The sequence below is a fragment of the Verminephrobacter aporrectodeae subsp. tuberculatae At4 genome, from assembly GCF_000193225.1.
GTDB classification, from domain to species: domain Bacteria; phylum Pseudomonadota; class Gammaproteobacteria; order Burkholderiales; family Burkholderiaceae_C; genus Acidovorax; species Acidovorax aporrectodeae.
Map to the genome: position 1 here is coordinate 1 of NZ_AFAL01000421.1, position 14,956 is coordinate 14,956.

At 64.5% G+C, this 14,956-nt stretch carries 12 protein-coding genes; 7 read left to right on the forward strand and 5 right to left on the reverse strand.

From position 1 onward, the window contains the following. Positions 1-996 (reverse strand): Gfo/Idh/MocA family protein (locus tag VTU_RS27135; RefSeq protein ID WP_010104804.1); only part of this gene is annotated, 996 nt, incomplete at its 3' end. Next, the gene (locus VTU_RS0112985; protein WP_010104806.1) at positions 993-2,063 is read right to left on the reverse strand and encodes a sugar phosphate isomerase/epimerase family protein; all 1,071 of its coding nucleotides are present in this window, start codon (positions 2,061-2,063) and stop codon (positions 993-995) included. The genes VTU_RS27135 and VTU_RS0112985, both read right to left, overlap by 4 nt. 455 nt (positions 2,064-2,518) lie before the next feature. Between VTU_RS0112985 and zorA the strand changes: the two genes are divergently transcribed. The 5 genes from zorA to VTU_RS0113010 all read left to right on the forward strand — a co-directional run bounded on the left by zorA (position 2,519) and on the right by VTU_RS0113010 (position 12,069). Next, positions 2,519-4,543, forward strand: a complete 2,025-nt coding sequence (gene zorA / locus VTU_RS0112990; RefSeq protein ID WP_010104807.1) for an anti-phage ZorAB system protein ZorA — start codon at positions 2,519-2,521, stop codon at positions 4,541-4,543. Between the two features lie 6 nt (positions 4,544-4,549). Continuing rightward, positions 4,550-5,269, forward strand: a complete 720-nt coding sequence (locus tag VTU_RS0112995) for a flagellar motor protein MotB (RefSeq protein WP_010104808.1) — start codon at positions 4,550-4,552, stop codon at positions 5,267-5,269. Between the two features lie 161 nt (positions 5,270-5,430). After that, the gene (locus tag VTU_RS0113000; protein WP_236610733.1) at positions 5,431-6,900 is read left to right on the forward strand and encodes an EH signature domain-containing protein; all 1,470 of its coding nucleotides are present in this window, start codon (positions 5,431-5,433) and stop codon (positions 6,898-6,900) included. Positions 6,901-7,041: 141 nt separating this feature from the next. After that, entirely contained in the window at positions 7,042-10,671 is a 3,630-nt protein-coding gene (locus tag VTU_RS0113005) for an SNF2-related protein (RefSeq protein WP_010104810.1), read from the forward strand. A gap of 210 nt (positions 10,672-10,881) precedes the next feature. Continuing rightward, positions 10,882-12,069, forward strand: a complete 1,188-nt coding sequence (locus VTU_RS0113010; RefSeq protein ID WP_010104811.1) for an AAA family ATPase — start codon at positions 10,882-10,884, stop codon at positions 12,067-12,069. Positions 12,070-12,209: 140 nt separating this feature from the next. Here the strand turns inward: VTU_RS0113010 and VTU_RS0113015 are convergent, their stop codons facing one another. Next, positions 12,210-12,548, reverse strand: a complete 339-nt coding sequence (locus tag VTU_RS0113015; protein ID WP_010104813.1) for an enolase C-terminal domain-like protein — start codon at positions 12,546-12,548, stop codon at positions 12,210-12,212. Between the two features lie 130 nt (positions 12,549-12,678). Between VTU_RS0113015 and VTU_RS0113020 the strand changes: the two genes are divergently transcribed. Further along, entirely contained in the window at positions 12,679-12,957 is a 279-nt protein-coding gene (locus VTU_RS0113020; protein ID WP_010104814.1) for a type II toxin-antitoxin system TacA family antitoxin, read from the forward strand. After that, positions 12,954-13,448, forward strand: a complete 495-nt coding sequence (locus VTU_RS0113025) for a GNAT family N-acetyltransferase (RefSeq protein WP_010104815.1) — start codon at positions 12,954-12,956, stop codon at positions 13,446-13,448. The genes VTU_RS0113020 and VTU_RS0113025 overlap by 4 nt, the downstream gene beginning before the upstream one ends. Before the next feature lie 116 nt (positions 13,449-13,564). Here the strand turns inward: VTU_RS0113025 and VTU_RS0113030 are convergent, their stop codons facing one another. Next, positions 13,565-14,815, reverse strand: coding sequence for an enolase C-terminal domain-like protein (locus tag VTU_RS0113030; protein WP_010104816.1), 1,251 nt, complete (start codon positions 14,813-14,815; stop codon positions 13,565-13,567). Between the two features lie 27 nt (positions 14,816-14,842). Next, positions 14,843-14,956 (reverse strand): SDR family oxidoreductase (locus VTU_RS31570; RefSeq protein WP_010104818.1); only part of this gene is annotated, 114 nt, incomplete at its 5' end.

The window sequence follows — 14,956 nt, forward strand, 5'->3', positions numbered from 1 at the left end:
AAAGCCCTCCAGGTAGCCCTCGGGGTGGCCTGCGGGCAGGCGCGTCACGCGGGCCGCGTCGGCATTCGCTGCGGCCGTGCCGCGCCCGATTTTCTGCGTCGGCTGGCCGAACGGTGACCAGTGCAGCTGGTTGGGCAGTTCCTGGTTCCATTCGATTCCGCCCTTGCTGCCGTATACGCGCAGCCGCAGCTCGTTCGCGTTGCCCGGTGCGACCTGGCTGGCCCACAGCATGCCGCGCGCGCCGCCGACGTAGCGCAGCAGAATCTGCGCGTCGTCGTCGAGCGCACGGTTTGGCACGAAGCGGCTCAGTTCGGCGCACAGCGAATGCGTTTTCAGTCCGGTGACGAAGGCGGCGAGCTGGTAGGCGTGCGTTCCGATGTCGCCGATGCAGCCGCCCGCGCCGGCGCGCGCCGGGTCGGTGCGCCAGAGCGCCTGTTTTTGCCCGGTTTCCTCGAGCGCCTCGGTGAGCCAATCCTGCAGGTACTCCACGTGCACCATGCGCAGCGTTCCCAGCGCACCGTCGCGCAGCATGCGCCGCGCGTGGCGCACCATCGGGTAGCCGCTGTAGTTGTAGGTCACGGCCAGGATGCGGCCGCGTGCGCGCGCCAACTCTTGCAGCCGCAGGGCCTGCGCCAGCGTGGTGCTCACCGGCTTGTCGCAGATCACGTGCATTCCCGCCGCAAGAAAGGCTTCGGCCACGGGCGCATGCTGGTCGTTCGGCGTGACGATGGCCACGGCCTCGATTCCGTCCGCGCGCGCCGCCTCCGCGCGCGCCATCGTCGCGTAGTCGGGGTAGGCGCGCGCCAGACCCAGGGCCTGCGCCGAGCGCAGCGCTTTCTCGGGGCTTGCGCTGAGCGCGCCGGCGAGCAGTTCGTATTCGTCGTCGAGCCGCGCGGCGATGCGGTGCACGGCGCCGATGAAGGCGCCCTCGCCACCGCCCACCATGCCGAGCCGGATGCGGCGCCCCGGCGGCGCCGCGCTGTGCGCCGCGGTCATTGCGCGCCCTCCGGCAGACCGAGCATGCGCTGCAACTGCCGCGCGTCGCTGCTGCCGCCGGCGAAGTCGTCGAACGCCTTTTCGGTCACGCGGATGATGTGGCGGCGGATGAACTCCGCGCCCTCGGCCGCGCCGGCCTCGGGGTGCTTGAGGCAGCATTCCCATTCCAGGACCGCCCAGCTGTCGTAGCCGTATTGCGCCATCTTGGAGAAGATGGCGCCGAAGTCCACCTGGCCGTCGCCCAGCGAACGAAAGCGCCCCGCGCGCCCGATCCAGGGTTGAAAGCCCGCGTACACGCCCTGTCGGCCGGTGGGGCGAAACTCCGCGTCCTTGACGTGCAGCGCCTTGATGCGCTCGTGGTAGATGTCGATGAACTGCAGGTAGTCGAGCTGCTGCAGCAGGAAGTGCGACGGGTCGTAGTTGATGCAGCAGCGTGGGTGCTGCTGCACGCGCTCCAGGAACATCTCGAAAGTGGCGCCGTCGAACAGGTCCTCGCCGGGGTGCAGTTCGAAGCAGACGTTGCAGTCGGCGGCGTCGAAGGCGTCAAAGATGGGCCGCCAGCGGCGCGCGAGTTCGTCGAACGCGGTGTCGATCAGGCCGGCCGGGCGCTGCGGCCAGGGGTACAGGAAGGGCCAGGCCAGCGCGCCCGAGAAGCTCACGGTGTTCCTCAGCCCCAGCCGCTGCGAGGCCTTGGCCGAGAGCAGCATCTGCTGCACGGCCCAGGCCTGGCGCGCCCGGGGATTGCCGCGCACGGCCTCGGGAGCAAAGCTGTCGAAGGCCTCGTCGTAGGCCGGATGCACGGCCACCAGCTGGCCCTGCAAGTGGGTGCCCAGCTCGGTGATCTCGACGCCGTTGGCGCGCGCCACGCCACGCAGTTCGTCGCAATAGGTCTGCGACGCGGCGGCCTGCTCCAGATCAAAGACGCGCCGATCCCAGGAGGGGAGCTGCACGCCCTTGAAGCCCAGGCTCGCGGCCCAACGCGTGATCGATTCCCAGGAGTCAAACGGTGCGTTGTCGCCCGTGAATTGCGCCAGATAAATTCCCGGGCCCTTGATATTGCTCGCCATGGGGTGCTCCTGCGGGTGCCTCAGAGATTTTTGCGAAAGTGGGTCAGGGTTCGGGGAACTCAGCGACCTGGGCCGCTGCAATGCCGCAAATTCTGGAGCACACATCCGGTTTCATTCACTCATGAAAACCCTATCAAACCCGTGGGTTCCATGGTCTTCGCCTGTGGCGTTGGCCGCAACGAAAAAGAATCAGCGCCTGGCCGGTACGGGCTTTGGAACGTTCGCGACGGGGATTGGCTAATTCACCATTAATCCCGTGGTATCTTCGATTGATATCGTTACATTTTGACGCGCCGTGCATCGGGGCATTCGCTTGGCGCTGCCGGGCGGGCGTGCCGATACGCCAAAACGCAAACCGATTTTCCGTGCAACTGCCGCCGCCCCGCGAAAGGGATTCGTTGAGGGCGCGTGGGGTTCGTTTTGTCCCCCACAAAGCGATCATTTTTTTGTGGGAGATGCGGGTGGACGCAACTGTCTTTGCGGGTCCTTGGGTCGGGCTCTTGGCCGAGTATTGGCACATAGCCATCGTGGCGGTCCTGCTGATCGTCATCACGCTGGATTTCTTTTTCCGCTTCGTGCGGCAGTCCGGCAAGTTGGCCAAAGAGCTGCGCCAGTCTCTCGCCGCGCTGCGCTCCATCCGCTCGCAGGCCAACGGTGGCGATGTCGTCGAACTCGGCGAAATCGAATCCAAAGCCATGGCTGCTCCCACCCTGGACCACCTTTGGCGCGAATACAGCAAGACGCTGCACTCGCAGACCAAAGAGGATGAACATGGGCAGAGCCGAATCGTCCGTTGGCGCGCGACGGCGCTCGCCGAGACGTTCTTTACCGAGCAGGCCATCGTAGACAGCCGCTTGAAGACGGAGTTCTACAAGCACTTGCCCGGCGTGCTCACAGGCCTCGGCATCATTGGCACGTTCCTGGGCCTCATCAAGGGCCTGATCAGCTTCGACGTGTCGCTCGACCCGACCAAGGCACAGGAGCAGCTTCGCAATCTGGTCAATTCGGTGGGCCACGCGTTCTTCGTCTCGGCCTCGGCCATCGGCTTGGCCATGCTGTTCACTGGGATCGAAAAGTACTTGGTGACATCGCGCTGCCGGCAAGTCGAGGAACTGCGCGAGCTCATCGACAGCATGTTCAAGGGCGGGGCGGGCGAGGAATACCTCGAGCGGCTTGTCAATGCCGCAGAGAACTCGGCGACTCAGTCGGCGCAGATCAAGGACGCCCTGGTCACCGACCTCAAAGAGATTTTGACGACGCTGGCGACGCAGCAGATCGAGGCCCAGGCGCACAGCGCAGGTCAGATGTCGACGAACGTGGGCAAGGCCATCGCCGAAGGGCTCGCAGGCCCCATGGACGCCATCACAAAGGCTGTCCAGGGCGTGAGCTCCAGCCAGGGCGAGGCGGTCAACAAGATGCTCACCGACGTGTTGGCGAGCTTCGCGTCTCAGATGCGCGAGATGTTTGGCGGCCAGATGACGGGCATGTCCGAGCTCATGCTCAAGGCCAGCGAGTCCATGCAGGCCACCGCCATCCAGTTTGGGCAGCTCGCGGCCAATATGGACGCGGCCGGGACCAGCACGGTGGACGCCATGGGCGAGCGGCTGGGCAAGGCCTTGGACGCCATGGACGCCCGCCAAGCCGCGATGAACGCGCAAATGGGAGCTTTCGTCGAGCAGATCAAGGCCCTGGTGTCGGAGTCGCAGACCGAGTCGTCGCAGAAGCTCAAAGACACGCTGGCAGTGGTGGGCGACCAAGTCGCCGGGGTGGTCGAGCAACTCAGGATGCAGGCCGAGCAAGCGGCAGAGTCCCAAGGCGAGCGCCACGCCCGCTTCGAGCAGACCACGGGCCAAGCCATCGGGTCGCTTTCCGGCCAGGTCGAGCAATTGCTCGGCCAGTCCATGGAGACCAACAAGTCGCTGCAAAACACGGTGGCGAGCCTCGCGCAAGCCACCGACAAGGCGATCACGGGCATGAAATCCGGCGCCGAAACGCTCTATCTGGCGGCCACCGACTTTGCCAAGGCGGGGCAGGGTGTGTCGGAAACCATGCGCGCCTCGACCACCGCTACCGAAGCCATCAAGGCGGCTTCGACCCAGCTCACCATGTCCACCGACGGCGCACGGGCAATCTTCGCCGACTACGCCAAGACGCGCGACACCTTCGCCCTCATGGTTGCCGAGTTGAAGGCCACGTTCGAAAACACAAAGCGCGACGTGTCGATGACTTCGGAAATCATCGGCCGCATTGAGACGGCGACCCAGCAGCTTGCCATCGCGCAGAAGCAGTCTGAGGAATACCTCCAAGGCGTCAGCGAAGTCTTGGTCAAGGCGCACGAGTCGTTCCGGGAGAACGTCGAGCGGACCCTGCGAGAAGGCAATCGCCAATTCCAAGACGAGCTCACGAGCGCAGTTCATTTGCTGTCTGGGGCGATCAAGAACCTGGGCGACGTGGTCGATGACATTCCGCCCCGGAGGTAATCGGCCATGCTTGGAGTCAAAGTCCCCAAGCGGCGCGGCGCGCGAGAAGATGGCGAGAAGCCCTTCTGGATTTCGTTCTCGGATTTGATGACGGCCCTGATGGTCCTCTTTCTGGTCGCGATGGCGGTGGCGCTGATGGCGGTGACTCAGGGCCTGCAGCAGATCAAGAAGGAGACGGAGGAGCGCGACAAGACCATCGAGTCGTGCGTGTCCGACGTGGCGGCCTTGACCCAGCTCGAAGAGTTCAAAGGCGTGACCGTGCGCGGCCACTCCATCGACTTCGGCACTTTGGTCCAGTTCCAAGACAAGGAGCACCGCTTTGAGAAGCCTGGCGACGAGCGTTTCGTTCGCCAGTTCATTCCTCGCGTGCTCGACGTGGCTCGTTCAGACAAGTGCGACAAGTGGCTCAAGCGGGTTGTCGTCGAGGGCTTTGCGAGCAAGACCGGCGATTACCTGTTCAACCTGAATCTGAGCTACCAGCGCTCGCAGCGGGTGCTGTGCGCCTTGCTGAGCACGCAGGTGCCCGACGCGTTGTCGGCGCGCGACCGCTCCTTGATCCAAACGCTGTTCCTCGCAGGAGGGTCGTCGTTCAACACGGCCTCCAGCAGCGCGGCCCAGATGCGGCGCGTGGAAATCAAGCTCGAATTCCGCGACCTGGCCTCCGCCAAGGAGGCGCCGCCCGACATACCCTTGGACCCGGGACTGCGATGCCCCAACGACCGGTGATCGATTCGCTGGCTGGCCTTCGGGCGGGGCTCACCCGATCCTTTGCGGGCGCGGCGACCATGCCCGAGTCATGGTCGGACCCTCGGGGGATGGCTCGCGCACGACAGCGCGTCCACCACGACCACGGCGGCGCCGGCATTTCGGCCGATCCACGTTCCATCATGGTGGCCATCACCGATTTCCGCAGGTCGGGCCGCATCGACTCGTTCCGCGACCTCAAATACGTTTGCCTTGGCATCGGGGCGCTGGACGGCAAGGGCTGGTCGGTGCTCGCCGACGAGACGCTGCGGGGAACCATCGCCCGCACGGCCGAACGGCAATCTTTGGGGCATCGCCGCCTGCGTTGCTTTCAGGCGCTGCTGTCGGCCTACTTCTCCTTCCCGGTCCACGGCAAGGATGCAAGCCCTGAGTCCGCGACGGGGTGGCGCGGCCTGCGAGGCTGGCTTAGGACCGAGCGGGAGCGCCTTGCCAAGCTGCCCGGCTTCAAGCCGCCTTGGTTTGAGGCGTTGGGCCGCCATGTCGAGATGCTCACGGCGCAGCCTTGCGAAAAATTTGGGGCCGACTTGCTGCGCGGCGACCCCTCGGGCTTGAACGACGCATTGGACAGCCTGTCGATCCCACAAACTTCATGGGTGCTCGAGGAGGCGGTTCTCGCCCAGATGAGGGCGGCCTCGGCCCTGCACGATGGGCCATTCAAATCAACGCTGCCGGACCTGTTGCCGATCGCAATGGGCCATGGGGGCGTGTCCATCGGCGAGGGCCTGAAGGTGCGCTGCGTGGCCCTTTTGGTGTCGCGCTATGCCCTGTGCGCGGACAGGCCCGAGCAGCCCGCGCTTCGAGACGCCGCCACTTCCACCATTGGCAACCCCTGGCTGCGGCGAGTCAACTGGGATGCCTGGGTCCGCTCGGACAACGAGCCTGACGATGTGGCTCGCGAGATGGTGTTCGGCTGGCTCAAAGGCCGCTTGATCACGGACTTCTTCGAGCTCCTCACCGTTGATGGCGCCACCGACCGCCGACGCTTGGCATATTGGCTGCGCTTCGCGCCGTTTGTGGACGACATGTGGTTCGCGCTGGGGACATCTGCCTGGCAGCGTCCGGGCGCTCAGTTCGTCGAGTTCCGCGAGCGCGCCAAGGGTCGCCTCCTGAACTTGGGAGGCACGACAGCGGACAACAATGCGTTTGTCATGTGCATCGGTGCCTACCTGGCTGTTGAGTTCGGCGCCAGCGGCAACGCGTTCTACTTGTTCCGCAGGGACGCGCTGAGCCCATCGCTGTCGAAGGCATTGACTTCAGACCGTGCCCGCGAGGGCGTCCACATCAGTGAGCTCAAAGCCGATGTGAACGAAGACACCATGCGCCACCGCGACTCGCTTGGCGCCCTGAAGAGCTGGGAGCAGAAATTCGACGACAGGCTCACGCGGCTCATCGGCAAGAAGCCGCAGGAGCGGCCCGCGTGCGTGCCGGATCTCGAGGCGCTCGTGTCGGATGTGGCTGTCGATGTTGCCGACCTGCGCGACGCTGGCGGAGCCCTTTGGGTCCGCGAGACCGATCGTGGCTCGCACTTGTCGCGCAAGCTGCAGGCGATGGGAATGATGTTCCGGCCCGGCCGGGGATGGTTCAAGGAGTAGCCAATGATTTGGTCGCCATTTGGTTCAAAGAAGAGCGCGGCCGACGGCGCGCCAGCTTCCGCGTCCATGTCGGTGTCATGGGACCGCGATGGAGCTTGCTTTCAACCCAAACCCCCGTTTGATGGGTGGCTGTCGGCGCCGATGTCGTTTGGTGCCAACTCAGAACTCGTCCTTCTGTTGCGTCAGCTCGAAGAAGAGGGGTTCGCGGAGCTCGATGAGAACGGCGCCAGGCTTTCGTGGGACGACTTCTACAAACTGCAAGACTCGCCAGAACACGGAGCCGCCCTGGGCCTGCTCGGGTTGCCACCACATGAAGCATGGACGCCGATCTTGTCGAGCGCAGGCACGCTGACTGACGAGCGCTTCGCCGTAAGCGTCCAAGGCTGGCTCGATCCGAAAGGCCAGCGGCCCAACGGCAATGTGGACATCGTCGGCGCAGTGCTGTCTGCCGGCGGCAAGTCCGCGATCCTTTCTGAGCCGGCCTGGCGCATGGCCGGAGCCGTCGCTGAGCAACGGCAGCGCAAGCCTGAGGAGCGGGCGCCCGATGTCAACAAGCGCGATTGGTCGGCGATTCGGTGGCATGCATCGCGCGCCGGAGCAGACCTGACGGACTACCTGCGCAAGACCGTGGTCCTGACGCCGGAGCGGCTGCGCATCGACCTGCGCAAGGTCAATGTGGCTGGCGACAAGCTCGTGGAAGTGATGCCGGGGTTCGATGGCGCTCCTTCGCGTTGGCTGGAAATGTTCGACCGCCTCGACACGGTACCCGAACGCTACGAGATTCCCGATGGCGACGGCCTGGTGCATGTGATGCTCACGCCGGAGACGCAGGCGGTGCTGCGCGAGATTCGTAGAATGCCCGGCCGGCGCATTGCGGGCGAACGCGCCGAAGCGTTTTTGCGCAATCCGTTTGCCACTCTTGGGCCTGACGCGTCCACGGTCATCGACCCGGCTCAGTTTGAGAAAGCGCGCGATGACGCTGGCGTCTCATTCGCCCACTTCACGGCCCGCGTCCGGCGCGACGAAAAAGGCTATCCATACGACTGCGCACTGCTGGTCGAGGAACTGGTTCTTGGCGAGATCAATTCCGACGAGCTGCGCTTTGAAGGCCCGTATGACTTGGAGAAGTTCGTTTCCAAGCTTGAGGCCCGCATCGCCGCGTCTGCGCAATGCTGCCATTGGAAAGGCTACGACCTGGAAATCCTGGGCGATACGCCGGACCAAGCCAAGCTGCTGCGCGAGGCGCTGCGCGACATGTCGGCGTCCAGTCGCCCGCAGGCTGCGGAGATTTTTGACCTGTCGCGGTATTCCGATCGCATAGGGGAAATCGGTGAAGAGAAGCCCTATTACTCGCCCTTCATCGCCCGCAAGAGCGACGACGCGGGATGGGTCCCCGAGGACGTCAATTTCGGCATCTGCTACACGCCCGAGGGGGGCAGCGAGACGGTGGCGGTCGTGCTCAACGCCGCCTCCATCGCGAAGCTCCGCGAGCAGGTGGCCAAGGCACAAGAGGAGAACCGCGAGACCATCGAGTTCCCAGGCGGCCCCAAGCCCATTCCCGTCGCGTGGGCCGCCGAGGCTCTCAACACGCTGGACAAGGCCCGCGAGGACGTGGGCAAGCGCGAATTTGATCCAACGAACCCCGCCACCAAGGCCAAAGCCGTCGAGCGCAAGGGCTTGGTGGTCAAGCCCAACATGGACACGCTCGACTATGAGGAGCGACGAGGCGCGCTCGCTCCAACCGGCGCACCGCCCAAGCTCCCCGTCTTGCTGCGGCCTGAGATCGCACTCAAAGAGCACCAACTGAGCGGCGTGGCCTGGCTTCAACACCTGTGGCGCCTCTCGCCAGAGGCCTGCCGTGGCGCGCTGCTGGCTGACGACATGGGCCTGGGCAAGACGATACAACTGCTGGCGTTCATCGCTGCGGCCGTCGAAGAACAAGCCGGCATCATCGATCCATTCCTGATCGTGGCGCCTATTTCGCTGTTGGACAACTGGAAGGAAGAGATTGCCAAGTTCCTTGCACCGGGCGCAATGCGCGTCCTGACGTTGTATGGAAAATCGCTGGCCGAAAAGCGTGTTCCCCGGCACGAGCTTGAGGAGGAACTCGTTCAAGGGGGCGTGACGCGGCTTTTGAAGCCCGGTTGGCTCGGTGACGCCCAAGTCGTTCTGACAACTTACGAAACCTTGCGCGACCTCGAATTCTCATTCGCCGCGCAGCGCTGGTCCGCCATGATTTGCGACGAGGCGCAGAAGATCAAGAACCCCAACGCCCTGATCACGCGCGCGGCCAAGAAGCAGAACGCCCGGTTCAAGATTGCCTGCACGGGAACGCCGGTGGAGAACACGCTGACCGACATCTGGAGCCTGTTCGACTTTGTACAGCCGGGCTTGCTGGGTGCGCTGAAGGAATTCGGGAACCTATACCGCAGACCCATCGAGGCGGAGGGCAACGCAGACGCGGAAATGCGAGTCGTAGAGCTGCGGGCGTTAATTGACCCCCAGAAGCTGCGTCGGACCAAGGCGGAGGTCGCCAAGGATTTGCCCAAGAAGATCGAAGTGGATACGTGCCGGGCCTTGCCGCTTTCAGACCGACAGCGGACGCACTATGCCGACGCGGTCGCCACGTTTCGCAAGCGGGAGAATGGCGGCCTCGCCACAGGCTTGCAGTCCCCTTTGGGTCTGCTGCAATACCTGCGCCGGCTTTGCTCGGACCCGAGGCCCCCTGGACACGTTTCGACCGACCCCGAGTCGGTGGCGGACATCGAGCGCCACTCGCCCAAAATGGCATGGCTGCTGGCCGAGCTTCGCGAGATCAAGGCCAAGGGCGAGAAGGCCATCGTCTTTTGCGAGTTTCGGGATCTGCAACGGACGCTGCAGCGCGCCATCGGCGAACGGTTTGGCGCAGTGCCCGACGTGATCAATGGCGACACGTCGGCTGACTCGGCCAACGCCAACAACCGGCAACGGCGAATCAGGGACTTCCAGAACCAGTCCGGCTTTGGCGTGATCGTCCTCTCGCCCCTGGCGGTGGGTTTTGGCGTGAACATCCAGGCGGCCAATCATGTCGTCCACTTCACCCGGACATGGAACCCGGCCAAGGAGGACCAGGCGACCGACCGGGCCTACCGCATCGGCCAGACGCGGGATGTCCACGTCTACTACCCGGTGGTGGTAGCGCACGATTTCCTGACCTTCGACGCCAAGCTCGACAAGTTGCTGGATTGGAAGCGCACCCTGTCCACCGACATGCTGAATGGCGCGGGCGACGTGAGCCCCGCCGACTTCGGCGACTTGGAGGCTCCCGACGGCGGAAACGCCTTTGGCAACGAGTCGATCCGCGCCGACGACATCGGGCGACTGGATGCCGACGCCTTCGAGGCGTTCTGCGCCTTGCTGTGGAGCAAGCGTGGCTACCCACAGGTGATCCGGACCCCGCGTGCGGGCGACGGTGGCGTCGATGTCCTGGCGATCCGTGGCGCCGAGGGCGTGGCCATACAGTGCAAGAGTTCCGGCATCGAAGGACGAGCGCTCGGGTGGGAGGCTGTCAGGGATGTCGTTGCAGGGGTTCACGCCTATGCGCAGCGCCATCCCGGCGTGCAGTTCACGCCGGTGGCGGTCACCAACCAGCGCTTCAACGACACCGCCAAGCACCAGGCCCGGGTATCGAATGTGGCGTTGGTCGAGGGGGACGAACTTGTGCGTTTGATTACGCAGTACCCCATGAAACGCGGTGAGCTTCAACGATTCCTGGGTTCGGCTTGGGGGTAGCCTGCGACGCGGCATGGACCGGGCGCGCGATCGCGTTCACCCGGCACAGGCTCGGTTCGTCCGCCTGTGCGCTGGAGGGCGCTTCGTCCATGCTCCCGCCAGCGGCGGCCGGGCCCTCGCACCGCCCGGCAAGATGCGGTGCTCCCGGCGGCCTTGGCGGCGCGTTGGCCGATGCGCGGCACAATGCCCGGATATCGAGGGGATCAGCCAGTGCAAATCGAATCCATCCGACTGAAGAATTTCAAGGTCTTTCGCGACGTACACCTGAAGGACATCCCGGCCTTCTTGGTGGTGGTTGGCGCCAATGGGTCTGGCAAGAGCACGTTCTTTGATGTGTTTGGTTTTTTGCACGATTGCCTGAAAAACAATGTGCGGCAGGCGCTGGATTCGCGCGGCCGGTTTCGGGAAGTCCTCAGCCGTGACGCCACGGAAGAAACCATAAGGATCGAAATCCAGTACCGCATGCCGATCAGCGGGATTGATCGCCTGGTCACTTACTCGCTCGAAATAGCCGAGCGGGATGGTGCCCCGTTCATCCGGCGGGAAATACTCCGCTACAAACGGGGCCGCCACGGCAGCCCGTTTCACTTCCTGGACTTCACGAACGGCGCAGGTTTTGCGATCACGAACGAAGAAGATTTTCAGAAACCCGATGAGACGCTGGACCGTGAAGAACAGAAAGTGGCTCCCGACACGTTGGCCGTCAAAGGCCTGGGGCAGTTTGAGCGCTTCAAGGCCGCATCCGCTTTTCGCCAATTGATCGAGTCCTGGCATGTGTCGGACTTTCACATCCATGCAGCACGTGGCCGCAAGGAGGCTGTGGGAGAGACGGAGCATCTCACGGAGACCGGAGACAATCTGCCGCTGGTCGCACGCCATCTTTACGAACAGCATCCCGAGGTGTTTCAGAAGATTCTGGCCACCCTTGCGCAGCGTGTGCCGGGAATCGCAGGGGTGGAGCCTCAGCTGATGGACGATGGGTACCTGACATTGCGCTTTCGCGACGGCTCGTTCAAGACGCCTTTCCTCGACCGCTATGTGTCTGACGGCACGATCAAGATGTTTTCCTACCTGGTCCTGCTGCATGACCCCAAGCCGCATCCCTTGCTGTGCGTGGAAGAACCCGAAAATCAGCTCTACCCCAAGCTGATGGCCGAATTGGCCGAAGAGTTTCGGCTCTACGCGCAACGCGGCGGGCAGGTCCTGGTCTCCACCCATTCACCTGATTTCCTGAACGCCGTCGAACTGGACGAGGTCTGCTGGCTGGTGAAAAGAAATGGCGCCACCGAGATCCGCCGCGCCCGTGACGATGCCCAGATTCGTGCCTATATGGCAGAGGGTGATCAGATGGGCTACCTCTGGAAGCAGGGGTTCTTCGAAGGCGCCGATCCGGTATGAGGGAACTCGTATTTTTGCTCGAAGAGGCGTCCGCCAAGGCGCTGCTCGAATGAACCTGCTGGAGCCACGCTGCGGACCCGCCTTCATAAAGGACCCTGCACACGCCCCATTGCGGGCTTGGCCCCCTCCCCTGCCCCGCCTCAGGGCGTCTGCAACGCACCATCCATCAGAAGACGGGTCTGGGTCCAGGTCGTGACGCCGTTCTCGCAGGGGTATTTGGCCGCCTCGGCTTCGTCGAGGTCCACGCCCAGGCCTGGCTTGTCGTTCGCGTAGACATGGCCTTGGCGGAACTCGGGCAGTCCCGGGAATACGTCGAGCAGCGCGTCCTTGGGTCCCCTGAGGTCCTGGATCACGCTGTTCGGGGGTTCGGTGCCGGACCATTCCTGTACGCCGAAGTTGCGCGCTGCCAAGTCGATGTGGATGTTCGCCGCGTGGGCCAGCGGCGACATGTCGCCCGGGCCATGCCAGGCGGTGCGCACGCCGTATGCATGCTTGAGGCATTACGGGCGGCGTTCAATGGCGCTCCTGTGGAGTTTGTCGGTAGCGGCTGAATAGTTACGATTTTTTTCCGGCAATTTGCCGTACGATGTCCGGCAGGAGGATGCCCCTATGACCGCCGTTTCTACCGCCCGACTCGAAGCCCGGATCAGCCCGGACCTGCAGAAAATGCTCAAGCGTGCCGCCGAGATTCAAGGCCGCACCCTCACCGACTTCGTGGTGGCCGCCGTCCAGGACGCGGCCCAGCGCGCCATCGAGCAGGCCGAAGTCATCCGCTTGTCGCTGGCCGACCAGCAACGCTTTGCCGAGGTGCTGCTGTCGCCGCCCGAACCGACGCCGGCGCTCAAACGCGCGATGGCCCGCCACGACGAGTTGCTGCGCACTGAATGACGCACGCGCCGTTCCTGATCGCGGCGCTGGATGCTGCTGCCCATGACCGAAGCCAGTTTGACAGCGGCACGCTCGCGCTGGATCGCTATCTGCGCGAGCAGGTGTCGCAGGACATTCGCCGCCGCGTCGCAGCGTGCTTTGTCGCACTCACCGATGAGCGGCGCGTCGCCGGCTACTACACCTTGGCGACGGCCAGCGTGCCGCTGGCCGATCTGCCCGACAGGCTGCGGCGCAAGCTGCCGCGCTATGGCTCCGTGCCGGCCATCCGCATGGGCCGGTTGGCCGTCGATGCGGCTTTCAAGGGGCAGGGCCTGGGCGGCGCCCTGCTGGTCAACGCGCTGCGGCGCACGGCCAGTTCCGAGATTCCGGCTGTGGTCCTGATCGTGGATGCCAAGGACGATCAAGCCGCGGCGTTCTACCGGCACCACGCCTCTACCCCTTTGGCGGACTCTCCGCTGACCCTGTTCCTGCCGCTGGCATCCGTGCGTTGAAGAAAGACCATCATGCACACACACGCCCCCATCTCGAAGAGGCGTCCGCCGGGCGCTGCTCGAATGGACCTGCACGGGCGCCCCGTTGCGGGCTTGCCCCCTCCCCCTCCCCTGCCTCAGGGCGTCTGCAACGCCCCATCCATCAGAAGACGGGTCTGGGTCCAGGTCGTGACGCTGTTCTCGCATGGGTATTTCGCCGCCTCGGCTTCGTCGAGGTCCACGCCCAGGCCTGGCTTGTCGTTCGCGTAGACATGGCCTTGGCGGAACTCGGGCAGTCCCGGGAATACGTCGAGCAGCGCCTCCTTGGGTCCCCTGAGGTCCTGGATCACGCTGTTCGGGGGCTCGGTGCCGGACCATTCCTGTACGCCGAAGTTGCGCGCTGCCAGGTCGATGTGGATGTTCGCCGCGTGCGCCAGCGGCGACATGTCGCCCGGGCCATGCCAGGCGGTGCGCACGCCGTATTGCTCGGCAAACAGTTGCAGCTTGCGCCCCGGCGTGATGCCGCCGACCTGGCTCAGGTGCACGCGGACGTAGTCGATCAGGCGCTCGGCGATCAGCGGGCGCCACTCGAACGGGTGGTTGAACAATTCGCCCTGCGCCAGCGGCGTGGTGGTCTTGGCGCGCAGCTGGCGCAGCCAGTCGCCGTCCTCGAGTGCTATCGCGTCTTCCAGGAAGAACAGCGCGTAGGGTTCGAGCGCGCAGGCAAAGCGGATCGCGTCGGCGGGCTTGAGGCGCTCGTGCACGTCGTGGCATAGCTCGACGCCAAAGCCCAGGCGGCTGCGCAGCGCGTCGAACATCTCGAGCGTGTCGCGCATGTATTCGCGGCTGTCCAGGTAGACCCCGGCGAGCGCGCCCCGGGGTGCGGCCGCGGGTGCGGCGCTGAAACGGCCGCCGCCGTAGCCGCCGCTCTGGCAGCGGATGTGCGTGATGCCCTGCGCGCGGTACTTCAGGATGCAGTCGCCGAGTTCCTCCAGGTCGCGGCCGTCGGCGTGGCGGTAGATGGGGACGCCTTCCCGGCATTTGCCGCCGAACAGCTGGTACAGCGGCATGTTCGCCTGCTTGCCCTTGATGTCCCACAGCGCCATGTCGATTCCGGAGATGGCGTTGTTCTCTATCGGCCCGTTGCGCCAGTAGGCGTTCTGGTGCATCAGCTGCCACAGTTCCTCGATGGCCTCGGCGTTGCGGCCGACGAGCAGCGGCCGCAGGTATTCCCCGATCAGGCATTCGACCGCCCGGTGGCGGTAGGCAAAGGTGGCGCAACCGAGGCCGACCAAGCCGGGCTGGTTGGTCTCGACCCGAACCACGAGCAGGTTGATGCCTTCCGGCGCGGTGGCGGTGGTTTGGATGTCGGTGATGAGCGTGGTCATGAAGTCGCAAATAAAGTGGTCGAGCCGTTACAGCACCGCGAGCCAGCCGCCATCGACGTAGATGATCTGGCCATTGACGTAGTCCGAAGCGCGCGCGGACAGGAACACCGCCGCGCCGATCAGTTCCTCGGGTTGGCCCCA